Genomic DNA, 24,192 nt, shown 5'->3' with positions numbered 1-24,192 from the left:
AGTCACTGTGACTGACAAGCTCGACAAGGTCCCGGACCCGGCGGACACCCCGCCGGCCGGGGCCGTCCCCCCCGAGATGATCCGCGCCATCCCGGTCCGCCACTACGGCCGCTGGATCAGCGCTGTGGTCGTCATCGGCCTGGTAGTGGCCCTCGCGATCGCCTTCTCGCAGGGCAACGTGCGCTGGGCGACCGTGCCGGAGAAGCTGTTCGACCCCACCATCCTGCGTGGCGTCGTCAACACGATCTGGATCAGCGTCGCCTCGATGGCCCTGGGCCTGGTGCTCGGTGTCCTCTTCGCCGTGATGCGCCTCTCGAAGAACCCGGTGACCAGCACCATCTCCTGGTTCTACATCTGGCTCTTCCGCGGCACCCCGGTGTACGTGCAGCTCCTCATCTGGTTCAACCTCGCCCTGATCTTCCCGATCCTGAACCTCGGGTTCTACAAGGACGAGATGACCCAGGTCATGACGCCCTTCCTGGCAGCCCTGCTGGGTCTCGGCCTCAACGAGGGCGCGTACATGGCGGAGATCGTCCGGGCCGGCATCCAGTCGGTCGACGAGGGCCAGAGCGAGGCGTCGCACGCGCTCGGCATGACCCGGATGCAGACCATGCGCCGCGTCGTGCTGCCGCAGGCCATGCGGGTGATCGTGCCGCCGTCGGGCAACGAGTTCATCAACATGCTCAAGACCTCGTCGCTCGTCGTCGCCGTGCAGTACTTCGACCTGCTGCGCGCGGCCCAGGACATCGCGTCCACCTCGTTCGCGGTGATGGAGATGTTCTTCGTCGCGTCGATCTGGTACCTCGCCCTGACCAGCGTGTTCAGCGTCGGCCAGTACTACCTGGAGCGCCGCTACGCCCGCGGTGCGCTCCGCTCGCTGCCGCCCACGCCGCTGCAGAAGATCAAGGCGAAACTGTCCCGCTTCTCGAACCGCAAGGCGGTGGCCTGATGACGACTGCCATGGTGAAGGCCGAGGGCGTCCACAAGTCCTACGGTGCGGCGCACATCCTCAAGGGCATCGACCTGGAGGTCGCCCCGCGTGAGGTCTTCTGCCTGGTCGGCCCGTCCGGCTCCGGCAAGTCGACCTTCCTGCGGTGCATCAACCACCTGGAGCAGGTCAACGCCGGACGGCTGTACGTCGACGGGACCCTCGTCGGCTACCGCGAGAAGGGCGACAAGCTCTACGAGCTGAAGGACAGCGAGGTCGCGGCCCAGCGCCGGGACATCGGCATGGTCTTCCAGCGCTTCAACCTCTTCCCGCACATGACGGCCATAGAGAACGTCATGGAAGCCCCGGTCATGGTCAAGGGCGAGTCCAAGGCGGTGGCGCGCGAGCGTGCCGCACGCCTCCTGGACCGCGTGGGCCTCGGCGACAAGGGCGGGAACTACCCCACCCAGCTCTCCGGCGGCCAGCAGCAGCGCGTGGCGATCGCCCGCGCGCTCGCCATGGAGCCGAAGCTGATGCTCTTCGACGAGCCCACCTCGGCGCTCGACCCGGAGCTGGTGGGTGACGTCCTCGACGTCATGCGGGACCTGGCCGAGTCGGGCATGACCATGATCGTGGTCACGCACGAGATGGGCTTCGCCCGCGAGGTCGGCGACAACCTCGTCTTCATGGACGGCGGCGTGGTGGTCGAGTCCGGCCACCCGCGCGATGTGCTGGGCAACCCGCAGCACGACCGGACGAAGGCGTTCCTGTCCAAGGTGCTCTGACACCGGGCCGTACGTGCGAAGGAGGGGCGGTACGGGATTCCCGTACCGCCCCTCCGCCGTTCTCGAGTCCCTACTTCAGACCTAGGACCAGCCCGTCCGAGGGGGAGCGCCAGACCGTACGGGCCTCCGCGAACCCCGCGTCGAGCAGGGTGCGTGCGTGCCAGGCCTCGGAGGGGGTGTCGCCGTCGGCGTGCTCCCCGTAGATCTCGAAGCGCCGCTTCACGGGCTCGGCCAGTACCGGATCCGCGGCGGCCAGGGCCCACCACTCGCGCCAGTCGGGCACCCCGGACGCCTTGGCGCGGTCCATCCCGGCGTGCCGGTGGGCGTGCTCGGCGGCGTCGATGCGCGGGGTGGCCGGGTCGGGCATGTGATCGGCGTTCATGAACACCCCGCCCGGGCGGACCAGGGGCGCGAGCTGCCCGTACAGCACGGCCAGGTCCTTGCTGGGCAGCCAGTGCAGGGCCGTCGCCGTCAGGACCGCGTCGTACGCGTCGTGGGGGAGGGCCGCGCGCCACTCGGGGTCCTTGAGGTCGGCGGTCACGAAGGTGACCCGGTCGTCGCCCGCGAAGTGGCCCCGGGCGATGGCCAGCAGCGCCGGGTCGAGGTCGACGCCCGTGCTGGTGGCCTCCGGGAACCGCTTGAGCACGCGGTCCGTAATACTTCCCGTACCGCACGCGAGATCCAGCACCCGGGGGGCGGGGCCGACCAGGGCCTCGACCATGTCCAGCATCACCCGGAACCGCTCCTCGCGGTCGGGCATGTACCACTCCTGCTGGCGGTCCCAGCTGTCCTGCCATGCCTGCCAGTAGGCGCTGGTACCGGCCGTCCCCGTCGTATCCACCATCGCGAACCCCTCCATACGTAATACCCTCGAATACGTCTCAGCCGTTACCGGAGACACTAATCCGCAGCCGTAAGGACTACAAGTGGAACTGGCCCATTACTCGGACTTCGCCGTGCGCCTGGTCAACACCGAGGAGCCGGCCCGCAACAAGGACTCGCTGACCTCGGTCGACGCCGTTCGCGCCCTGTTCGGCGCCAGCGTGCAGATGGCCCGCCGGGTCACCGACACCGACGTCACCCGCTTCCGCAACGTCCGCGGCCGGCTGCGCGCAGTCTTCGAGGCGGCCGACGGCGGCGACCACGTCCTCGCCGTCGACCTGCTGAACTCGCTGCTCATGGAGTTCCCCGTCAGCCCCCAGGTCTCCGGCCACGAGACCCTCGGCGAGGACGGCGCCCCCGACTGGCACATCCACCTCGCCGAGCACCCCTCGAACGCCTCCGCGGGCTACGCCGCCATGGCCTCCTTCGGCCTGGCCTTCCACCTCACCGAGCACGGCCCCGACCGGCTCGGCCTGTGCCAGGCCGCGCCCTGCCGCAACGCCTACCTCGACACCTCCACCAACCGCTCCCGGCGGTACTGCTCCGACCGGTGCGCCACCCGGGCGAACGTGGCGGCCTACCGCGCCCGCAAGCGGCTGGAGGCCGAGGCGTCCGCCCAGAGCGGGCGCAGCGCCGAGGCCGCCCACGAGAGCCGCGCCCTCAGCGAGCGCTGAGCGTCCTCGCGCGGCCGGAACCGCAGGACCGCCGTCGCCAGCACCAGCTCCTCGGGCACCGGCCCGTAGACGGTGCTGTCGCCGGTCTCGTTGTACGGGTTGTCGCCGAGCACCCACCAGCAGCGGCCCGGCCGCCGCTCCACCGCGCGCTTGACCACCAACAGGTCCTGCTGGAACGGGTGGCGCAGCACCACCACGTCACCCGGACGGACGGCCGCCCCGTAGCGGACCACCAGCCGGTCGCCGTGGAGCAGTGTGGGCACCATCGACGGCCCCGTCACCTCCAGCACCTCGAACCGCTTGCGCGGGCGGCGCCCGTTCTCCGTCATGCCCGACCTCCTCGTCACCCCCCGCATGCTGCCGTACGGATCCGTACATTCGCTCACCGGTCCGCCCGCGACCCTGGACTTTTGTCCTAAGCCCATGGGGGCGACCGCGAAAAGGCGATTCCGAGCGAGTAATCTCCCCCTTGAGAAGACGATCACGAGGAGGACACACTCCATGCTTTCCCGCCTCTTCGCCCCCAAGGCGAAGGTCTCCGCCCACTGCGATCTGCCGTGCGGCGTGTACGACCCTGCCCAGGCCCGCATCGAGGCCGAGTCCGTCAAGGCCGTGCAGGAGAAGTACCAGGCCAACGACGACGCCGACTTCCGCGCGCGCGCCATCACCATCAAGGAGCAGCGCGCCGAGCTCGCGAAGCACCACGTCTCGGTGCTGTGGAGCGACTACTTCAAGCCGCCGCACTTCGAGAAGTACCCGCAGCTGCACACCCTGGTCAACGACACCCTGAAGGCCCTCTCGGCCGCCAAGGCGTCGAACGACCCGGCGACCGGCCAGAAGGCCCTCGAGCTCATCGCCGAGATCGACCGCATCTTCTGGGAGACCAAGGCCGCCTGATCCGGCGCCCGGTACCCCTGCCCGCCCGCGCCGTCTTCGGCGGGCGACGCGACAACGAGAACGGCCCGACTGCCCACCTGGCAGCCGGGCCGTTCTCGTACGGGTCACTCGTCCTCGTCGTCCTCGTCGTCCAGGCGGGCCAGCCAGGTGGCCAGGCGTTCCACCGGGACCTCGAAGTCCGGGTTCAGGTCGACGAAGGTGCGCAGCTGCTCGGCGAGCCACTCGAAGGTGACCTCCTCCTCGCCGCGCCGCTTCTCCAGCTCCTCGATGCCGCGATCGGTGAAGTACAAGTCGGGCTCCGTGCCGTGATGAGGGTGTTCAGGGGGTGTTTCCCGCCAGGATAATCCGCCCGGCCGCGAAGCCTCCCGGCTGCGGAGCCTCCGGCGCTAACCTGGACGCCTCACGAGCGGGGGGGCGCGTATGACGGAGGGGCGCACGGCCGGCTCCGCGCGCGCCTTCGAGCTCCTGGAGCCCCTCGTCCAGGCGGCGACCGTACGCGTCCACGCCCCGCCGGACGGGTATGGAACGGCTGGGACCGGACCCACCTGGGGGAGCGGCTTCTTCATCGCCCCCGGCTGGGTCCTGACGTGTGCGCACGTGGTCGGTGAAGGGGGTGCTGCGGTGCGTCTGACGGGGCGCGAGGTAGGCATCACCTTCTCCTCAGGGGTCAGCGTCACCGGCAACGGCTCCACCGGTACGGTCGCCGGGCGCGTGGAGTGCGTACTGCCCGAGCGGCTGGAGGAGCGGCGTCCCGGCCGGCAGGCCCTGTGGGACCTGCCCGACCTGGCGCTGATCAGGGTCCTGGCCCCCGTCTCGCACGCCTGCGTCTGGCTGACCGACCGCTCCAGGCCCCGCTTCGACGAGGTCGCCTACTTCGGCTGCACCGAAGACCTGGGCACGCCCGAGATCACGGGCCGCACCACCCGGCTGCGCGGCACCGCGGGCCACGGCGCGGCCATCCGGCTCGGCGACGACGACGAGATCGATCCCGGAATGTCCGGCGGGCCGGTGGTCGACCTGGCCCGCGGCGAGGTCGTCGGCGTGGTCAAAGCCCGGCGGCACACCGGGGGCGGCGGGCTCGCCGTCTCCGTCGTGCAGCTGCGCACCCTGCCGATGCCCGCGCGCGGCCAGACCGGGCTCTACCGCCGGGTCATGCAGGCCCACGACCTGCACCACTACGACCAGCACCTCAGCGACCTCAACAGCCGCCGGACCTGGACGGACGCGCACGGCGAACTCCCGGCCGGGGACGGTGACCCGTACGGCGGGCGCGGCCGGCTCACCCCCGGCGAGCGCACCACCCTGTGCGGGCTGCTCGCCGAACTGCCCCCGCCGGGCTCCTCGGAGGTCGTACGGGCCCTGGTGGAGGCGGCGCGCGGGGAGGAGCCGGAGCCGCATCCGCTCGCCCCGCTCAGCTGGCGCGACGGCCTGGGGCTGCTGCACGACCCGCCGGGCGGGGCGGGGGAGGCCGCGGCCATGCTCCGGTACGCGACGGACGTGAGCGTGGCCGACTACCGCGAGCCGCCGACGCCGGGCGCCGACGAGGAGTTGTGGGACTGGGTACGGGCCACCGCCGAGCGGCTGTGGCGCCCGCTGCGCCGGGAGCTCGGCGAGCGCCACGAGCGGGGCCTGGCCGAGCGGGCGCGGCGCCGGCGGGCCCTGGCCGGGCAGGCGGTGCACGGTCCGGTCCGGCCGTCCGGCGGGCTGCCCCCCGGGGCGTCGGTCCTGCTGGAGGTGTGGGCGCACGGCTGGGAGGACGTCTACGACTGGCGGGTGGCGGTGCTGGCGGGCCCGGAACATCCGGGGCGGGTGACACCGGTGGACTCCGGGGTACGGGCCACCGAGGCGGGCCTGCCGGAGGCGTTACGGGCCCCGCTCGCCGAGGCCTTCCGGCGCTGCGACACCCACGAGGCGGCGGCTCCGCTCGAAGTGGCCGTCGCCCCGGAGCTGTTCGGGCTGGCGGCGGACGAGTGGGTGCTGGTGGGCAGGGTGCCGGTGGGGGTGCAGCGGCCGGTGGTGTTCCGGTACCCGGCCGCGGACCCCGCGCCCGCGGCGGCCGCCCGGTGGGCGCGGGCGCAGGCGGGACCGCTGCTGGACGAACGGGCCGACTGTGTGCGGGGACGGCCGCGCAGCCCGTCCGCGGGCTGGCTGGCCGGGCTCCCGGACAACACCGTGCCCGTGCACTGCCGGGCAGCGGCGGAGGAGCCCACGCTCGGCTCGCTGCATGCGGTGCGGGACGCCGGGTACGGGGTGGTGGTGTGCCGGCGGCCCCCGGCGGATCCGGGGGTGTCGTGCGCCCCCTTCCACCGCGGGCTGCGGGAGGAACTGGCCGACGCCGGACGGGCGGAGGTGCTGCCGCTGCGGTTGCAGGCGCTGCGGGGGCGGGCGTACGGGGCCGACCCGGACGCGTACTGGACGGCGGGGGCGGCACTCGTCTGGAACGACCCCGCACGCGCCCTGCCCGAGGACGAGCCGCTCCAGGGCGACCTGTGACCGGCAGGAGGGAGCAGCACCGATGAACGACGAATGGCTCATATACCGAGGTGTCGGTGAGCCGCACGACGGGATCGAGGCCCTGCCCGATCCGCCGCCGTGGCGGGACTTCGACGGCGGGCCCGTGGTGGAGGCGGGCGGTCCGGCGGCGGTGACGGACGGGAACGTCGCCCGGCGGCTCGGGGCCCACCGGCAGGCCGCCGAGCTGCACCGGCCCGAGCCGGAGGAGCTGGAGGCCATCAACGCCGCCCTGTACCTGCGCCGGCCGCTGCTGGTGACGGGCTTTCCCGGCACGGGCAAGTCCACCCTCGCGCACGCCGTCGCCCACGAGCTGAAGCTGGGGCGGGTGCTGCGCTGGCCGGTGGTGTCGCGGACCGTGCTCCAGGACGGGCTCTACCGCTACGACGCCCTCGCCCGGCTCCAGGACGTGCAGATCGCGGCGAGCGGCGGGGCTCCGGGCGGGGCTCCGGGGATCGGCAAGTACATCCGGCTCGGGCCGCTGGGCACCGCCCTGCTGCCCACCGCGCGGCCCCGGGTCCTGCTCGTCGACGAGCTCGACAAGAGCGACATCGACCTCCCCAACGACCTGCTGAACGTACTGGAGGAAGGGGAGTTCGCCCTTCCCGAGCTGGAGCGGGTGGCCGACACCGAGCCCGAGGTGCAGGTGCTCACGGACGACGGGTCGAAGGTGACCGTCATGGGCGGCCGGGTGCGCTGCCGGGCCTTCCCCTTCATCATCCTGACCAGCAACGGGGAGCGGGACTTCCCCGCCGCGCTGCTGCGGCGCTGCATTCAGCTCAAGCTCGGACAGCCCGGTGAGAAGCGGCTCGCCACCATGGTCCGCGCCCACCTCGGGGAGGAGGCCGCCCAGTTGGGGGCCGACCTGATCCGGGAGTTCCTCAGCCGGTCGCAGTCCGAGCTGGTCGCCGCCGACCAGCTGCTGAACGCCGTCTACCTGACCCACTACGCCGCCCCGCCCACCCGGGAGGACCTTGCGGACCTGCTCATCCAGCGCCTCGACCGCCCGAGGTGACGGGCCGTGCCGCCCGCCGGACCGCCCGGCATCCGCGAACTGGCCGCGCTGCTGCGCCGCGCCGGGCTCGATCCGTCCGCCGAGGAGCTCGCCGACGCGCTGTGGCTGGCCGCACGGATCCGCCGGCCCGGGCAGCCGGCGCCGGGTGCGGAGGTGCCCGTACCCGAGCCGGAGGCTGATGATCCGGTCAGGCTGCCCGAGGATCCCGAGCGGGTGGAAACGGAGACTGAGGATCCGATCAGGCTCTACGCGCCCGGGCCGCGCCGCGCCGGCGAAGCGGAAGCGGAGCTCACCGGGGAGCCGCCCGGGGAGCGCGGGGTGCCCGTACGGGTGCCCGGGGCGGCCGCGCTGCCCCGGATCCTCGAGATACAGCGGGCCCTGCGCGCCCTCCAGCGGCACCGCCCACCCGCCCCGCCCATCCGGACGGTGCTCGACGAACCGGCCACCGCCGAGGCCAGCGCCCGGGCCCTCGGGCTGATCATCCCGGTGCTCAAACCGGAGAGCCGGCGCGAGGCCACCGTACGGCTGGTGATGGACGCGTCGCCGTCGATGGCGGTGTGGCAGGACATGTTCGAGGAACTGCGCACCGTGTGCGAGCGGTTGGGGGCCTTCCGGGACGTCCAGGTGCACTACCTGCACCGGCTCGCCGACGGTACCGCGGCGCTCGGGCGCGGCCCCGTGCCCGGCGCCGGGCTGCGCTCGGGGGACCAGCTGCGCGACCCCACCGGCCGGGCGCTGACCATGGTGGTCTCCGACTGCGCCGGACCGCTGTGGCGCGAGGGCTCGGCCCAGCGGCTGCTGCACCGCTGGGCCGAATGCACCCCGTGCGTGGTCGTCCAGCCGCTGCCCCAGCGGCTGTGGGGACGCAGCTGGCTGCCGACCGAGCGCGGCACGCTCTCCCGGGTCGAGGGCAGCGCGGGGAAGCTGAAATTCCGGTCGGACCGGCCGCCGCTGCCCGGGCGGCCCACGGGAGGGCTCACCGTGCCCGTGCTGCCGCCGAGCGCCATCGCCCTCGGGGCATGGGCCCGGCTCGTCGCCGGAATCGGCACCGGCCCGGTACCGGCCGAAGTGGGCCGGGTGCTGGCCGCCCACCCGGCCGCGCCCCTGCCGCCGCCCCGTGCCGTACGGCCGCCGCGCGAGCTGGTGGCGCGGTTCCGGTCCTCGTCCGCGCCCCGGGCCGTACAGCTGGCCGTGTACCTGTCGGCGGCCCCGCTGACGCTGCCCGTCATGCGGCTGGTGCAGCGCACGATGCTGCCCGACTCCGAACCCTCGGACCTGGCCGAGGTACTGCTGAGCGGCCTGCTGAGGCGCAGCGCGGACACCCCCGGCCAGTGGTACGAGTTCGCCCCCGGGGTGCAGGACGTGCTGCTGGGGCCGCTGGGGCGGGACGAGGCCGCTCTCGTGCTCAAGCACTGCTCGGAGTACGTGCTGGCCCACTTCGGGCGGGGCGTACGGAACTTTCCCGCGCTCGCCGTCTCTCAGCTCACCGGAGCACCGCCCGAGGCGGCCGAGGGCGGCCCTGGCCCGGGGTCGGGCCCTGGCCCTGGCCCGGGTCCGGGGGACGCCGATCGGGTCCCCGCCGGGCGGCTCCCGCGGGCCTTCGCGCAGGTCTCGGCCAAGGTCGTACGGCGCTACCTGCCCGGCATGCCCGAGGAGGGCCCGCCGGTGCGCGAGGCCGTCACGCCCCCGGCGCCGCCCGGGAGGGCCGGAGCGGTGCGCGCCGCGCGGGAGCGGCTCGCCGACGCGGACCGGGACGGGAACGGGGAAGCGGACGGGGACGCGCGGGCGCTCTACGAGGCCGTGGCCGTACTGCGCCGGGCGGTCGCGGCCCCGCCCGGGCCCGGCGACCCGCCGGAGGAGGCCGAGACCGAACTGGCCGGCGCGCTGCTGCGGCTGTGGGCGGCGCAGCGGGACCCGGAACTCCTCACCGAGGCGGAGCGGACCGTGACGGGCCTGCGCACGGCCCCGGCCCGGGCCGTGCTGGGCCGGGTGCTGTACGAGCGGGCGCTGGTCGCCGAACCCCGGGCGGATCTGCTGGCCGCCGCCGACCGGGAGTTCGCGGCGGCGAGCGCCTCCGCCGACCCCGGGCTGCGCCGGGACTGCGCGGTGCGCCGGGCCGAGACCCTGATCCGGCTGAGCGCGCTGCGCGAGGACCCGGGCGCGCTGCGCGAGGCGCGGGCCGCCCTGGAGCCCGTCGCAGGCGCTGCCGCCGCCGCCGACGACGACGGCGCGGCGTACCCCGAGCTGCAACGGGCCCTGGGCCGCGTCCTGCTGGCCCTGCTGCCCCACACGCCCGACCCGGCCGAGCGCACGGCCCTGGCCGAACAGGCCGCGGCCCGCCTGGCCGTGACCGGCCTGACCGCGGAGGACGCCGCCGGGCGGGAGACGCGCGCCCGGACCCGGGTCGAGCTGGCCGGCGCGCTGCGGTACCTGCCCGGGCGGCTCGAGGAGGCGGCCGGGGAGCTGGACGCGGCCTTCGGGGAGGCGGGCGGGGATCCCGAACTGCGGGTGGCCGCCCTGGTGTGCCTGGCGCGGGTGCACCGGGCCCGGTACGAGCGGGACGCCGACCCGGTGGCGCTGGAGGAGGCCGCCGAGGCGTACGGCAGGGCCCGGCGGCTGATCCCCCGGGACGCGGAGGCCTTCGGGGAGCTGCTGCCCGAGTGGGGTGACGTACTGCTGGAGCGGGCCCGGGCCGCCGACGGGCGGCGGTTCACCGGGGCCGCCGTACGCGTGCTGCGCGACAGCCGGGCGGCGGTGCCGCAGTCCGACCCGGGGGCGGCGCACCGGCTGCTGAGGCTGGCCACCGGGCTGCGGCTGCGGCACACCTACGAAGGGGACCCGGTGGACCTGCGGGAGGCGGAGTACCTGCTGGAACTCGCCGTCCGGCAGAGCCGCAGCCCGCTGGAACGGGCCCGCGCCTGGCGGGACCACGCGGACGTGCAGCTGGAGATCCACGGCCACACCCGGGCGGCGGACCGCCTCGACCGGGCGGCGGACTCCTACCGGCGGGCCTGGCGGTCCGCCCTCGAGGCCGACCGCGAGGAGCGCCAGGATCTCGCCGTGCAGCTCGCGGCCCGCGTGCAGGAGCTGCGCGGGGAGGTACTCGAGCGGCTGGCCCGGCCCCGGGCGGCCCTGGACGCGTACCGCTCGGCGCTGGAATTGTGGGGGCGGCTCGGCGCGGGTGCCGAGGGGCGGTCCGAGGGGCAGTGGGAGGGGCGGTCCGAGGCGCTCGCCGGGCGGATCAGCGCTCTGGAGGCGGCCCTCTGAGCCGCCCTGCGCCCCCGGCCCGGCCGTTTCCGGGCAGCGGGGGAGGGGAAAGGGCAGTGGACCATCGAACGTGCGACGCAACAGGGGGACGGGCGGCCCATGGTGACGAAGGATCAGGACGTGGCAGTGGTGGTCCACAAGTGCCCCGGACGGCTCCCGGACCTCTCCGGGCTGGATCTGGCGGCGCTGCGCGGGATCGACCATCCCGTGCTGGCCCAGGTGATCGAGGGCATGGTCGAGCGGGTGACCCACCCGGCCGAGATCCTGAACGCCTTCGACTCCGGGGTCGATTGACCCGGGGCGCCACCCGAGTCACCTCGGCCGCCCGAGTCGCCCGAAGCCCCCTGAGACACCGAAGACACCGAAGCCGCACGAGTGGCCCGAGTCACGCGGACCACAGGCCGGTTGACCACTTTCCGCCGTTAGCCGAGGCCGTCCGAAGGGCAGGGATGGACCGTCCGCAGGGGGCGCCTCCCTGCGGTGTACGGGGGCGGGAGGTACTGCGATGAGGCACACCCAGACGAGCGCGGCCGAACAGATCGCGCACCGGACCCACGCGCCCTGGCCCTACATCCGGCTCGACGTGCCCGCCCTGCGCGCCGCCGGACACCGGCCCCATCCCATCCGGCAGTTCGTGCTCAAGACGCGCAGCCGCTGCAACCTCGCCTGCACCTACTGCTACGTCTACGAGATGGCCGACCAGGGCTGGCGCGCCCAGCCCGCCCTCATGGCCCCGGCCACCGCCGCCCGAGCCGCCGAGCGGATCGCCGAGCACGCCGCCGTCCACGACCTGCCCCGCGTCGACCTCGTCCTGCACGGCGGCGAACCGCTGCTCACCGCGCCCGCCCGGCTGGCCGAGCCCGTCGACGCCGTACGGGCCGCCGTGGCCGCGGCCGCCCCGCGCACCCGCGTCACCGCCACCGTCCAGACCAACGGCACCCTCCTCACCCGCGGCCGCCTCGCCGCGCTGGCCGCCGCCGGGATCCGCGTCGGCGTCAGCCTCGACGGAGGGCTCCCCGCGCACAACACCCGGCGCGTGGACCACGCCGGACGCCCCGGATTCGCCGCCGCCGCCCGCGGCCTGCGGCTGCTGGCACGGCATCCGGACAGCTACGCCGGGGTGCTCTGCGTCATCGACCTCGCCCACGACCCCGTCGAGACGTACGAGTCCCTGCTCGCCTTCGCCCCGCCCAGCGTCGGGCTGCTGCTGCCGCTCGCCAACTGGAGCTCCCCGCCGCCCGGCCACCGCCCCCGCGGGACCCCGTACGCCGACTGGCTCCTCGCCGTCTTCGAACGCTGGTGGCACGACGGAGTGCGGCGCACCCGGATCCGGACCTTCGAGGAGATCATCGCCCTGCTGCTCGGCCTGCCCGCCGCCACCGAGACCCTCGGGCTCGCGCCCGCCGCCACCGCCGTCATCGAGACCGATGGCTCCATCGAACAGGCCGATTCGCTGAAGTCCGCCTACGAGGGCGCCGCCGCCACCGGGATGACCCTCGACACGCACAGCTTCGACCAGCTCCTCGACCACCCCGGGTTCGCCGCCCGCCAGCTCGGCCGGGACGCGCTCGCCGCCGGCTGCCGCGCCTGCGAACTGGTCGAGGTGTGCGGCGGCGGGCACTACCCGCACCGCTACCGGGCCGGCGAGGGCTTCCGGCAGCCGTCCGTGTACTGCGCGGATCTCCAGGTCCTCATCCGGCACATCGCCACGGCCCTCGAGCGCGCGGCCCGAACTCCCACCGCCCGAACCCCCGCCGCCCGTCCCCCGGCGGTCGCCTCATGACCGCCGCCCTCGCCTCCTTCACCGTCTCCTCCCGCACCCTGCGCGCCCTCGCCTCCACCGAGCCCTGCACCGAAGGCACCCGCCTGGTCCGCGACGTACGCCGCTCCAAGCGCCTGGTCCTGCTGCGCGCCGTCCTCGACGCCGCCCCCGGCGCCCGGGCCGGGGAGACCGCCGACCACTGGGCCCTGCTGGAGGAGGCCGAACGGCACGACCCGGGCGCCGTCCGCGACGTCCTGCACTACCCCGCCACCGGGGTGTGGGCCGAGGAGACCCTGCGCCGCCTGCACGCCCCGTACGGGCCCCCGCCGGACCTCGGCCACCTCGGGGCCCTCGCCGTCGCCGCAGCCCTGCGCTCCGGGCTCGCCTTCACCCACACCCTGCGGCCCCTGCACGGGCGCCTCGTCCTGCCCACCCTCGGACTGCTGCGCCCGGACCGCCCCGGCCCGCTCGCCCTCACCGAACGCTCCTGGGACCCCGGGCACCCGGCCACCCTGCCCCTGCACACCCTCCCCGGAGGCCGCACCGCCCTCGACGACCTCGACCCCTACCGGGCGCCCGGCCCCGACCGGCCGGCCCCCGTCCGCCCCGCCCGCCGGCTCACCCCCAAGGGCCACAAGCGCTGGGACACCCAGTGGGCCGGCGCGCTCACCCTGCTCGAGCGGTACGACACCGCCCGCGCCGAGGAGACCGTCCAACTGCTGCGCTCGGTCGTGCCGCTGGCCGGCGGCTCCCGCTCCAGCGGCGCCACCCTGCCCGCGGCCGCCGGTTCCGTACTGGCCCGTGCGCAGGCCCCGCCCGCGCTGGCCGCCACCCTCGTGCACGAGGTCCAGCACGGCAAGCTCACCGCCCTCGCCGACGTGCTGACCCTGCACACCGCCGACCGCACCCCCCGGTACTGGGCCCCCTGGCGCGCCGACCCCCGCCCGCTGGAAGGGCTCCTGCACGGCGCGTACGCCCATCTGGCCCTGGCCGGGTACTGGCAGCGCGCCGCCCTCTACGGAGCCCGCGGCGCCTGGGCCCAGCACGCCCGCAGCCGTGCCCAGGTCGCCGCCGTCCTGCCCGTACTGCGCGCGCACGACCGACTGACCTCCGCGGGACGGGAGTTCACCGGCGCCATGGCCGCCGCCGAGCGGAACATGGACGAGCTCCCGCCGCCCGGGGACCAGCACGCCACCGCCCGCCGGGCCGTCGACCGCGAACGCCGCGCCTGGTGCGAGGCCCATCCCGAACTCGCCCCGTTCGTACGGGCTTGAGGGGCTTCGCCAAGGGCAGTGCTGCGGTACCTTTCAAGCCCGTCCACTGCCCGGATTTCAGGGAGACGGCCGCATGACCACCGGTAGTCGGCAGGAACAGGGCTCCACCGCTGGGCCGCAGCGCTTCGTCATCAGCTTCGCCGGGTTCAACCGGCCCTGGGCCGTCTGGATCGCCCACCGCCTGGAGGAACACGGCCACCGCGTCGCCCTCCAGCGCTGGGACCCGCAGAACAGCCCCGGACTCGCGCAGGCCCTCGACGACCTCGCCCGCTCGGGCAGCCGGGTCCTGCTCGTCCTCAGCGAGCGCTACTTCTCCGCCGGCACCCCCGGCGACGTCCAGGACGCGGAGTGGAACACCGCCCTGCGCACGGTCACCGACCGCCACCCCGACCGGTTCGCGGCGGTCTGCCTCACCGACGCCCCGCTGCCCAGCGCCGTGGCCGTACTGGAGAAGACCGACCTGTGGGGCCTGGACGCGTACGAGGCGGAGTACCGCGTGCTGCGCCGCCTGGAGCTGCCCACCGACCGCATCGGCACCGAGACCGGCCGCCGCGGGCCCCGCTTCCCCAACGACCCGCCGGAGATCTGGGGCCGGGTCCCGCGCCGCAACCCGCGCTTCACCGGCCGCAACGACGTCATCGGCACCCTGCGCGCGGCGCTCACCGAAGCCCCGGCCGGCGCCTCCACCGTCACCCTGCTGGGGCTCTCCGGAGTCGGCAAGACCCAGGTCGCCACCGAGTACGCCTACCGCTTCGCCTCCGAGTACGACGTGGTCTGGTGGGTCCCCGCCGAGGACCGGCCCACCCTGCGCGAACGCCTCGCCGACCTGGCCCCCGCCCTCGGCCTGCCGCGCGGCGCCGGCAGTTACGGCGAGCAGATCCGGGCCGTCCTGGAGGCGCTGCGGCGCGGATCCCCGTACAGCCGCTGGCTGATGGTCTTCGACGGATGCGACAACCCCGACGACCTCACAGACCTGCTGCCCTCCGGCGCGGGCGACGTCATCATCACCTCCCGCAACCGCGAATGGGCCTCCCGGCACACCAGCCTCGTCGAAGTCCCGCTCTACGCCCGGCCCGAGTCCATCACCTTCATCCGCCGCCGGGCCCTGAGACTGACCGCCGTCGAGGCCGACCAGCTGGCCGAGGCCCTGGAGGACTACCCGCTCGCCCTCGACCAGACCGCGGGCTGGCTCGCCGACTCCCCGCTGACCGTCGGCGACTACCTGGCGCTGCTCCAGCGCCGGCTGGACTCCCGCGAGGCCGTCACCGTCTCCGACGACTACCCGCTGCCCTTCCCCACGGCCCTGGCGATACTGCTCAACAACGTACGGGAGAACTTCCCCGACGCCCTGGCCCTCCTGCGGCTGTTCGTCTTCTTCGCACCCGGGCCCGTGCCGCTGCGGCTGCTGCGCGAGTTCCCGGCCGACGACGTGCCCGAACAGCTCGCCGGGCTGATCAACGACCAGATCCGGTGGAACGCGGCCCTCAACAAGCTCGTCCAGTTCTCCGTCGTCCGCCTGGAGTACTCCGACCTGCCCGTGGAGGAGGGCGGCGGCGGGCTGGAGACCGTACAGCTGCACCGCATGGTGCACGGCATCGTCCGCGAGAACCTCTCCGAGGACGAGGCCGAACCGCTCGCCCGCGCCGTCCGCCAGGTCCTCGCCGCCGCCGACCCCGGCCGCCCCTCCGACTCCCGGCTGTGGCCCCGCTACGCCGAACTCATCCCGCACCTGTCCACCTCCGGGGTGCTGACCAGCAGCAACCCGCGCATCCAGAACTTCCTGCTGCACTGCCTGCGCTACCTGATCCTCGCCGGGGAGTACCGCACCTGCCTGCGGCTGTCCGAGGAGACCGACCAGTCCTGGCGGGCCATGCTCGGCGAGGACCACCCCAAGGTCCGCGAGCTCAGCTACCAGTACGGCGGAGCCCTGCGCAACCTCGGCCTGTTCCGGACGGCCGAGACCCTCACCCAGGCCGTCGCCGACCGGCTCACCGGGGAACGCGGCGAGCGCGACCTGGAGACCCTGCGCGCCAGCAGCGCGTACGGGGGAGTGCTGCTCTGCATCGCCAAGTTCGAGCCCGCCCGCGAGATCTTCGAGCACTGCCTGGCCACCTACCGCGAGCTGCTCGGCGAGGACGACTCCACCACCCTGGGCGCCCAGAACAACCTCGCCGCCACCTACCGGCTGCTGGGCCGCTACCAGGACGCCTACGAGCTCGACCTGGACACCCTGCGCCGCCGCGAGCGGGTGCTGCGCGCCCAGCACATCTCCACCCTCTCCTCCGGCATCGCCTGCGCCATGGGACTGCGGCTGATGGGCCGCTACCGGGAGGCGCAGACCCGGCAGGAGCAGGGGGTCAAGCTCAACACCCAGGTGCTGGGGCTGGGCCACCCGCAGACCCTGCGCGCCGAGCACAACCTCGGGCTGTGCCTGCGCCGCTCCGGGGACATCCCCGGCGCGGGGCTGCGGCTGCGGACCGTGTGGGAGCGGGCGACGCGGGTGTTCGGGGTCGACTACCCGTGGACGCTGATGGTGGCCTCCGACTACGCGACCTACCTGCGCGAGTACGGGGACATCGGCGAGGCCCGCCGGATCTCGGAGGACGTGGTCCGCGGCTACCAGTCGCAGCTGGGCCTGGCCCACCCGTACAGCATCGGCACGGTCGGCAACCTCGGGCTGGTGCTGCGCGCCCAGGGCGAGCGCGCGGAGGCCCTCTCGCTCGCGGAGCAGGCGCTGGTCGGCATGCGGGGCGCGCTCGGCGACCGGCACCCCTGGACGCTGGGCTGCGCCCTGAACGCCACCGGGCACCGCAACATCACCGGGCACCTGGAGGACGCGCTGTCCCTGAGCCGCGAGACACTGCGCACCGCCGAACAGGTGCTGGGCCCGGACCACCCGATGACGCTGAGCGCCCAGATCGCCCTGGCCGCCGATCTCCGTTCGGTACGCGAGGACGCGGAGGCGGGCAAGCACGAGGACGCGGGCATCAAGGGCCTCACCCGCACCCTGGGCCCCCAGCACGTCCACACCGTCGCGGCAAAGCAACAGACCCGCCCGTACTGGGACTTCGAGCCGCAGCCGTAGGGGGTGGGGGCGGGTACGGGGCCCACACGTGCCCGGGGCGGTACGGGGCCCACGCGCGCCTGGTTTCCGCCCCCCTAGCCCCCCACCCGCGGTCGGAGGTTGCCCACCCGCCCCCCTCGGCGGCGGGGCGGGGGCGCGGATGACTGTCGGGCCGTGGCTCCAGGCCGCGGGATCCCGCGGGGGCGGGACCGCGTTGCGGGGCGGAGCTTCGGGGGCCGGGACCTCAGCTGGGGCTCATCAGGGAGGGTTTGGGGTTTCCCGGCAGTCCTTGTCTCTCCGGGTCGGGCTGCCCTGTAAAGGGCGCTCCCTTCGGTCGCGTCGCTTCGCGATGGCCTTCGGCCACCCTTGACAGACCGTCCCGCCCCGGAGAGACAAGGACTGCCGGGAAGCCCCCAAAAGAACGGTCCACTGGTTCACGATCAGGGGCAGTGGCCATCAGGGACGCAGGGGCCAGGCCCCGGGGCGGCGTGCCTGCGCCCGGGCCCATATCCAGCGGACTCCGGGTCGGGGGAAGCCCAACCCGCATCAAACAGCGGCCAGAAGCGCCTCGGAAGCCGCCAGACACGTCAGATCGCTACGCGCTTCCCATGTCTCGGCGTCTGCGACCCGTCTGTGGCTGGTCGCCGGCGGGCTCGACGTTGTCGACTGCGGTCGTGAACTCGCGGCCGGAGGCGACCCGGATGTACGCGAGTTCCGTCCAATGGTCGCGGAGGGCCGAGTCCGAGACGTTCTGGTTGATCACAGCCATCAGGACTCCTTCGGCGCCGGAGGCGATGTCGCGGACACGGCGGCGCAGCAGGCTATGAGGGACGTACTCGTAGCGTTCAGTCATCGGTCGGCTCCTGGACGGAGGCGAGGAAACGCTCCCAGCCGACGAGCGCACGGTCGGGGAGATCCCGGCTCGGCCCGGTCAAGGTCTCGTGTCCGCCGAGGCGGTGCGGGCATTGCGTGGTCTGCCGTGGGTGATCCGGCCTGGGGCGTTCGGCATGCTCAGTCACGAGCCCTCCCATCTGTCTGTTCGGTGCGGGCAGACAGATGGTGTGCGGCTACAAGTGCCGCAAGGGATACAGGCTGTATCCCTTGTCGGTGTTGCTCAGATGGCGCCGATCCACTCGCCGTAGGACGTCAATGACTCGGCGTCAGCATGCTTGAGTCGGCGGATCTTCCCGATGTCCTCTCGTGCCCACGGGTGCTCGCGTACGTGCTGCGGTGCGTGCTTGCGGGCTTCCTTGAGGCAGTTGAAGGCTTCGTCCGGGTTGCCGGACCACAGGTGTGCACGCGCCACCTCGATCCAGAATCCGGACCGGCGCTCTGCCGGGATCTCCCGGCCCGGGCTCCAATCACGGGCGACGTCCAGGGCGCGGCCGATGTGGTCCCTCCCGAGGCTGACCGAGACGGCCACCTCGTGGATGCGGACATTGGACGGCCCGAACGAGGTGCCGAGGTAGACGCCCTCGGGAACGCCCTGCGCGAGTGTCCGGGCCTCGTTCAGATGGTTGTAGGCGGCATCCGCGCTGCCTGCTCGCGCGGCGACGACGGCGGTCCGCATGTGCAGTGCGCCGAGGGTCGCCATCGACCGCTCGGTGTTCGGTGTAGGGACCGCATCGAGGGCTCGCTCCAGCGCGAGGTGGCCGACGCGGTAAGCACGGGCGGCAAGGAAGGTCTCGGCGCGTACGTAGGCGACGCAAGCGCTCAGGTCCGGGTCCTTGGACTGCCCGGACGTCCACCGCATCACGTCGATCAGCCGGGCCGAAAGATCGTGTGCGCCGAACTTGTAGGTCACCGCATCGGCCGTCCGCGCCGCCGCGACGACGAGGTGTGCCGCTTCCTCGCGGTGGGCGCCGGAAGCTGAGTGCAGGTGCGCCAGCGCGTCCCCGAGAAGTTTGGGGCCCTGCGCCGCGATAAAGCCGTACTGGGCTGCTAGGCGCCACCCGACAGCGTCATCGATGTCCTTTCGTAACTGGCCCAGCGGCCTGCCGGCCGGGTCTGGCGCGATCTCGTATCCGGCAATCGCCGCAGAGATCGATGGGAGTGCGGCGTGGACGCGGCGTCCGGTGCCGACGTAAGCCGGATCGAGGCGGGACGCGTCCACACCGAGCGCGGCGGCGATCGCTTCCAGCGTGGACGGCCCGGGCGAACGGACGCCCCGTTCGCAGCCTTTGATCATGGGGAGGGAGACGTGGGCCTCGCGAGCGAGGTCGGCTTGAGTCATCCGTCGGGCTCGCCGCCGAGCGGCGATGCGCTGCCCGATGTGTCCGGCCATGCTCGGACCGTATCGCGCAGACCGGTGGCCGTCCCACGAACTGGGCACCCGTTCCTACGGTTTGACGATGTCCGGCAGTTCGGTGAGGGAATCGATCGACCAGTCTGCGGCGGCCCGGACCTCGGGGTCGTCTGCCCACCAGTGACCCCAGGGGCCACGCCGGATGTGGGCAGTGCGCAGGCCTGCGGCTCGCGCCGGATGGATGTCATTGGCCGGGTGGTCGCCTACGTACAACGTCTCGGCGGCAGGGCTGCCGGACACCGCCAGCACCTGCTCGAAGAACGCGCGCGCCGGCTTGGACACGCCCCACTCGCCCGACGTGACGACGAGGTCTGCGGGGAGGTCCAGCGCACGCAGCAGGTCGCCGGCCCGGGGGCTCTGGTTGCCGGCGACGATGACGCGTACGCCGGTGGCCCGGAGCGCTGTCAGGGCCGGGCGGACGTCCTCGTAGAGGTCCGTCTCGTCGAGCCGCTCGCCGCGTCCCGCGGCGTCGCGGGCGGAGTATTCGGCGGCGATGTCGATGCCCGGGCGCAGGAGGCGGATCGCGTCCGCGTTGTCCCGGCCGTCCACGACCACGGCACCCACCAGCGCGGAAAGGGTGTGCCGGGGCACGCAGAGCCAGTCCGCCCATGCTGCCCAGTAGCGATCGTCCCGGGTGAGGGTCTCGCCGATGTCTAGAACGACGGTCCGAATCATTCGGCCAGCGTACCGACGCTCCACAGCCGGAAGGCCCGGTCCCCCAAGGGGACCGGGCCTTCCGATGGTCACGAAGCTCAGGCCTCGAAGACCTCGTTCAGCAGGAGCTGCTGCTCCGCCTGGTGGCGCTTCGCCGAGCCGACCGCCGGGGACGAGCCGTGCGGGCGGGAGACGCGCCGCAGGCGCTCGCCCGCCGGGACGTCCGCGCCGACCGCCAGGTCGAGGTGGTCGATCAGGTTCAGCGCGATGAACGGCCACGCACCCTGGTTCGCCGGCTCCTCCTGGGCCCAGATGTACTTCTCCGCGTTCGGGAACTTGGCGATCTCCGCCTGGAGCTCCGCACCCGCCAGCGGGTACAGCCGCTCGATACGGACGATCGCGGTGTCCGTGATGCCGCGCTTCTCGCGCTCGGCCTCCAGGTCGTAGTAGACCTTGCCGGCGCAGAAGACGACCTTGCGGACCGCGTTCGGGTCCACGGTGGCGTCCCCGATGACCGGACGGAACGAGCCGTTCGTGAACTCCTCCGCCTTCGACGCCGCCGCCTTCAGACGCAGCATCGACTTCGGGGTGAAGACGATGAGCGGCTTGTGGTGCGGGTTGAGGGACTGCCAGCGCAGCAGGTGGAAGTAGTTCGACGGCAGGGTCGGCATCGCGACCGTCATGTTGTCCTGCGCGCACATCTGGAGGAAGCGCTCGGGACGCGCGGACGAGTGGTCCGGGCCCTGGCCCTCGTAGCCGTGCGGCAGGAGCAGCGTGACGCCGGAGGTCTGGCCCCACTTCTGCTCGGCCGAGGAGATGAACTCGTCGACGACGGTCTGCGCGCCGTTGACGAAGTCACCGAACTGGGCCTCCCAGAGGACCAGCGCGTCCGGGCGGGCCAGCGAGTAGCCGTACTCGAAGCCCATGGCCGCGTACTCGGAGAGCAGCGAGTCGTAGACGTTGTAGCGGGCCTGCTCGTCCGACAGGTACTGCAGCGGGGTGTAGTCCTCGCCGGTCTCCCGGTCGATGAGGACTGCGTGGCGCTGGCCGAAGGTGCCGCGGCGGGAGTCCTGGCCGGACAGCCGGACCGGAGTGCCCTCCATCAGCAGCGAACCGAAGGCCAGGGTCTCGCCCATGCCCCAGTCGATGGTGCCCTCGTCGATCATCGACGCGCGGCGCTGCAGCTGCGGCAGCAGACGCGGGTGCACGGTGACGTGGTCGGGGATGTTGACCTGGGACTCGGCGATCCGCTTGACGACCTCCTGGGAGATCGCGGTGTTCACCGGGACCGGGAACACCTGCGCGACCTGCGCGGGCGGCACCGGGGCGCCGGCGGGAGCCGTGGCGGCCTCGCGGACCTCCGCGAAGACCTTCTCCAGCTGGCCCTGGAAGTCCTGGAGCGCTTGCTCGGCCTCTTCCAGGGTGATGTCGCCGCGACCGATGAGGGACTCGGTGTACAGCTTGCGCACCGAGCGCTTCTTGTCGATCAGGTCGTACATCAGCGGCTGGGTGAACGCCGGGTTGTCGGACTCGTTGTGACCGCGGCGGCGGTAGCAGATGAGGTCGATGACCACGTCCTTGTTGAACGCCTGGCGGAACTCGAAGGCGAGCCGCGCGACGCGGACCACGGCCTCCGGGTCGTCACCGTTCACGTGGAAGATCGGCGCCTCGATCATGCGGGCCACGTCGGTCGCGTACATCGACGAACGCGAGGACTCCGGGGCGGCGGTGAAGCCGACCTGGTTGTTGATCACGACGTGGACGGTGCCGCCGGTGCGGTAGCCGCGCAGCTGCGACATGTTCAGCGTCTCGGCGACCACACCCTGGCCCGCGAAGGCCGCGTCGCCGTGCAGGGCCAGCGGCAGGACGGTGAAGTCCGTGCCGCCCTTGTTGATGACGTCCTGCTTGGCGCGGGCGACACCCTCCAGGACCGGGTCCACGGCCTCCAGGTGGGAGGGGTTGGCGACGAGCGAGACCTTGATCTGCTCCCCGTCCAGGCCCGTGAAGGTGCCCTCGGCGCCCAGGTGGTATTTGACGTCGCCGGAGCCGTGCATGGACTTCGGGTCGAGGTTGCCCTCGAACTCGCGGAAGATCTGCGCGTACGACTTGCCGACGATGTTCGCCAGGACGTTCAGGCGGCCGCGGTGGGCCATGCCGATGACGACCTCTTCGAGGCGGGCCTCGGCGGCCGAGTCGATGACGGCGTCGAGCAGCGGGATGACGGACTCGCCGCCCTCCAGCGAGAAGCGCTTCTGGCCGACGTACTTCGTCTGCAGGAAGGTCTCGAAGGCCTCCGCCGCGTTCAGGCGGCGCAGGATGCGCAGCTGCTCCTCGCGCTCCGGCTTGGAGTGCGGGCGCTCGATGCGGTCCTGGATCCAGCGGCGCTGCTTCGGGTCCTGGATGTGCATGAACTCGACGCCGGTGGTGCGGCAGTACGAGTCGCGCAGCACGCCGAGGATGTCGCGCAGCTTCATCATCGACTTGCCGGAGAAGCCGCCGACCGCGAACTCGCGCTCCAGGTCCCACAGGGTGAGGCCGTGCTCGGTGATGTCGAGGTCGGGGTGCTTGCGCTGCTTGTACTCCAGCGGGTCGGTGTCGGCCATGACGTGGCCGCGGACCCGGTAGGAGTGGATCAGCTCGAAGACGCGGGCGGCCTTCGTGACGTCGTCGTCGTGCGAGGCGTCGATGTCCCGGTTCCAGCGGACGGGCTCGTACGGAATGCGCAGCGACTCGAAGACGGCGTCGTAGAAGCCGTCCTCGCCGAGCAGCAGGTTCGCGACGATGCGCAGGAACTCGCCGGAGGCCGCGCCCTGGATGACCCGGTGGTCGTAGGTCGAGGTCAGGGTCATGACCTTGGAGATGCCCAGCTTGTTCAGGGTGTCCTGTGAGGTGCCCTGGAACTCGGCGGGGTAGTCCATGGAGCCGACGCCCATGATGACCGACTGTCCGGGCATCAGGCGGGGCACGGAGTGCACGGTGCCCAGGCCGCCGGGGTTGGTCAGCGAGACGGTGACGCCGGTGAAGTCGTCCATCGTCAGCTTGCCGACGCGGGCGCGGCGGACGATGTCCTCGTAGGCCTGCCAGAACTCGAAGAAGTTGAGGGTCTCGGCCTTCTTGATGCCGGCGACGACGAGCTGGCGGTCGCCGTTGGGCTTCACCAGGTCGATCGCGAGACCGAAGTTGATGTGCTCCGGCTTGACCAGGGTCGGCTTGCCGTCCTTCTCCGCGAAGGAGTAGTTCATGGCCGGCATGGCCTTGATCGCCTGCACCATCGCGTAGCCGATGAGGTGGGTGAAGGAGATCTTCCCGCCCCGGGCGCGCTTCAGGTGGTTGTTGATGACGATGCGGTTGTCGAACAGCAGCTTCACCGGGACGGCGCGGACGGACGTGGCCGTCGGGACGTCGAGGGAGGCGTTCATGTTCTTGGCCACGGCGGCAGCCGGGCCGCGGAGCGTCACCAGTTCCGGGCCCGCGGGGGCCTCGGTGGCGGGCGCGGCCTGCTTGGCTACGGGAGCGGGGGTGGCGGGCGCGGCCGGTGCGGCGGCCGGGGCCTGGGAGGTGACAGTCACAGCAGGGGCACCAGAGGGGGTGGCAGGAGCAGGGGCAGGAGCTGACACAGGTGTGGGCGCGGCAGTCGGGGCGGGAGCCGCGGCGCGCGCCGCCCCCGTGGCGGCGGCGTCGACGGCCTGCGGAGCTGCGGCGACGGTGGTGGCGGCCTGTGCGGAGGCGCCGTCCGTCGTCGGGGACTTCTTCGGCTCTTCGGCCTTGACCGGAGCGGCGGCGCCCCCCGGCTTGTAGTCGGCGAAGAAGTCCCACCAGGCCCGGTCGACCGAATTCGGGTCCTGGAGGTACTGCTGATAGATCTCGTCGACGAGCCACTCATTGGCACCGAAGCCTGAGGCAGGGGTCTTCCCGCCCTCTGCTGCTTCGGTCGTGGTGCTCGAGTTACTGGGGGACTGTGGCGACACGGCGGCAACCGCCCTCTTCCGCTTCACAAGGTATGGACAGCGGGAATAAAGGCTACGCCTCCTCGGCGGTGAGATGCAGACCGGGCGGGACATCCGTCGCGTAGGTCACATCGAACGGCGGGTTTCGCTGCCTGGAATGGCGGGAAACAAGCGCGGTTCGGGTAGGGGGCACCCAGGTTGCGGCCCCCTTGGCTTCGCACCCCTGA

At 72.9% G+C, this 24,192-nt stretch carries 18 protein-coding genes; 11 read left to right on the top strand and 7 right to left on the bottom strand.

Features of this window, described 5'->3' with window-relative positions; all coding sequences use genetic code 11:
- Positions 1 to 7 precede the first annotated feature (7 nt).
- Together JIW86_RS15195 and JIW86_RS15190 are read left to right on the top strand one after the other, a co-directional pair.
- On the top strand, positions 8 to 949 hold the full coding sequence (locus tag JIW86_RS15195; protein WP_374199310.1) for an amino acid ABC transporter permease: 942 nt from the start codon (positions 8 to 10) through the stop codon (positions 947 to 949).
- Positions 949 to 1,713 (top strand): amino acid ABC transporter ATP-binding protein, encoded by a 765-nt coding sequence (locus JIW86_RS15190; RefSeq protein ID WP_285444464.1) that lies wholly within the window; start codon positions 949 to 951, stop codon positions 1,711 to 1,713. The genes JIW86_RS15195 and JIW86_RS15190 overlap by 1 nt, the downstream gene beginning before the upstream one ends.
- A gap of 70 nt (positions 1,714 to 1,783) precedes the next feature.
- On the opposite strand, the gene JIW86_RS15185 is transcribed toward JIW86_RS15190, so the two are convergent.
- Positions 1,784 to 2,557, bottom strand: a complete 774-nt coding sequence (locus JIW86_RS15185; protein ID WP_257554233.1) for a class I SAM-dependent methyltransferase — start codon at positions 2,555 to 2,557, stop codon at positions 1,784 to 1,786.
- 82 nt (positions 2,558 to 2,639) lie between these two features.
- Here JIW86_RS15185 and JIW86_RS15180 point away from each other — a divergent pair, with 82 nt between their 5' ends.
- Positions 2,640 to 3,269, top strand: coding sequence for a CGNR zinc finger domain-containing protein (locus tag JIW86_RS15180; RefSeq protein WP_257554232.1), 630 nt, complete (start codon positions 2,640 to 2,642; stop codon positions 3,267 to 3,269).
- Here JIW86_RS15180 and sodX read toward each other — a convergent pair.
- Entirely contained in the window at positions 3,173 to 3,598 is a 426-nt protein-coding gene (sodX, locus tag JIW86_RS15175) for a nickel-type superoxide dismutase maturation protease (protein WP_215146813.1), read from the bottom strand. The genes JIW86_RS15180 and sodX overlap by 97 nt on opposite strands.
- A 172-nt stretch (positions 3,599 to 3,770) precedes the next feature.
- On the opposite strand from sodX, the gene sodN reads away from it, so the two are divergent.
- Positions 3,771 to 4,166, top strand: coding sequence for a superoxide dismutase, Ni (sodN, locus tag JIW86_RS15170; RefSeq protein ID WP_136215065.1), 396 nt, complete (start codon positions 3,771 to 3,773; stop codon positions 4,164 to 4,166).
- Between the two features lie 104 nt (positions 4,167 to 4,270).
- Here the strand turns inward: sodN and JIW86_RS15165 are convergent, their stop codons facing one another.
- A complete protein-coding gene (locus tag JIW86_RS15165) occupies positions 4,271 to 4,456 on the bottom strand; it encodes a DUF6104 family protein (protein ID WP_010061466.1) in 186 nt (61 codons plus the stop codon).
- Positions 4,457 to 4,586: 130 nt separating this feature from the next.
- On the opposite strand from JIW86_RS15165, the gene JIW86_RS15160 reads away from it, so the two are divergent.
- The 7 genes from JIW86_RS15160 to fxsT all read left to right on the top strand — a co-directional run bounded on the left by JIW86_RS15160 (position 4,587) and on the right by fxsT (position 17,080).
- Positions 4,587 to 6,659 carry a serine protease gene (locus JIW86_RS15160; protein WP_257554229.1) on the top strand — a complete coding sequence of 691 codons (2,073 nt, stop codon included), beginning with the start codon at positions 4,587 to 4,589 and terminating at the stop codon, positions 6,657 to 6,659.
- 22 nt (positions 6,660 to 6,681) lie between these two features.
- Positions 6,682 to 7,692, top strand: a complete 1,011-nt coding sequence (locus JIW86_RS15155; protein WP_215146815.1) for an AAA family ATPase — start codon at positions 6,682 to 6,684, stop codon at positions 7,690 to 7,692.
- 6 nt (positions 7,693 to 7,698) lie between these two features.
- Positions 7,699 to 10,959 (top strand): SAV_2336 N-terminal domain-related protein, encoded by a 3,261-nt coding sequence (locus JIW86_RS15150; RefSeq protein ID WP_257554228.1) that lies wholly within the window; start codon positions 7,699 to 7,701, stop codon positions 10,957 to 10,959.
- A 99-nt stretch (positions 10,960 to 11,058) separates the two neighbouring features.
- Positions 11,059 to 11,253 (top strand): FxSxx-COOH cyclophane-containing RiPP peptide, encoded by a 195-nt coding sequence (gene fxsA / locus JIW86_RS15145; protein ID WP_257554227.1) that lies wholly within the window; start codon positions 11,059 to 11,061, stop codon positions 11,251 to 11,253.
- Between the two features lie 211 nt (positions 11,254 to 11,464).
- The gene (locus JIW86_RS15140; RefSeq protein ID WP_257554226.1) at positions 11,465 to 12,742 is read left to right on the top strand and encodes an FxsB family cyclophane-forming radical SAM/SPASM peptide maturase; all 1,278 of its coding nucleotides are present in this window, start codon (positions 11,465 to 11,467) and stop codon (positions 12,740 to 12,742) included.
- On the top strand, positions 12,739 to 13,995 hold the full coding sequence (locus JIW86_RS15135) for an HEXXH motif domain-containing protein (RefSeq protein ID WP_257554225.1): 1,257 nt from the start codon (positions 12,739 to 12,741) through the stop codon (positions 13,993 to 13,995). Before JIW86_RS15140 ends, JIW86_RS15135 begins: the two co-directional genes overlap by 4 nt.
- A gap of 73 nt (positions 13,996 to 14,068) precedes the next feature.
- Positions 14,069 to 17,080, top strand: coding sequence for an FxSxx-COOH system tetratricopeptide repeat protein (gene fxsT / locus JIW86_RS15130; protein ID WP_257554224.1), 3,012 nt, complete (start codon positions 14,069 to 14,071; stop codon positions 17,078 to 17,080).
- 574 nt (positions 17,081 to 17,654) lie between these two features.
- Here fxsT and JIW86_RS15125 read toward each other — a convergent pair.
- The 4 genes from JIW86_RS15125 to JIW86_RS15110 all read right to left on the bottom strand — a co-directional run bounded on the left by JIW86_RS15125 (position 17,655) and on the right by JIW86_RS15110 (position 23,986).
- Complete coding sequence (locus JIW86_RS15125; protein WP_257554223.1) at positions 17,655 to 17,912, bottom strand: hypothetical protein; 258 nt, start codon at positions 17,910 to 17,912, stop codon at positions 17,655 to 17,657.
- 261 nt (positions 17,913 to 18,173) lie between these two features.
- Positions 18,174 to 19,343 (bottom strand): helix-turn-helix domain-containing protein, encoded by a 1,170-nt coding sequence (locus JIW86_RS15120; protein ID WP_257554222.1) that lies wholly within the window; start codon positions 19,341 to 19,343, stop codon positions 18,174 to 18,176.
- A gap of 54 nt (positions 19,344 to 19,397) precedes the next feature.
- Positions 19,398 to 20,039, bottom strand: a complete 642-nt coding sequence (locus tag JIW86_RS15115) for an HAD family hydrolase (protein ID WP_257554221.1) — start codon at positions 20,037 to 20,039, stop codon at positions 19,398 to 19,400.
- 77 nt (positions 20,040 to 20,116) lie between these two features.
- On the bottom strand, positions 20,117 to 23,986 hold the full coding sequence (locus JIW86_RS15110) for a multifunctional oxoglutarate decarboxylase/oxoglutarate dehydrogenase thiamine pyrophosphate-binding subunit/dihydrolipoyllysine-residue succinyltransferase subunit (protein WP_257554220.1): 3,870 nt from the start codon (positions 23,984 to 23,986) through the stop codon (positions 20,117 to 20,119).
- Positions 23,987 to 24,192 lie beyond the last annotated feature (206 nt).

The sequence above is a fragment of the Streptomyces sp. NBC_00162 genome, from assembly GCF_024611995.1.
Taxonomy (GTDB): Bacteria; Actinomycetota; Actinomycetes; order Streptomycetales; family Streptomycetaceae; genus Streptomyces.
This window is presented reverse-complemented; position numbering and strand designations above follow the sequence as displayed.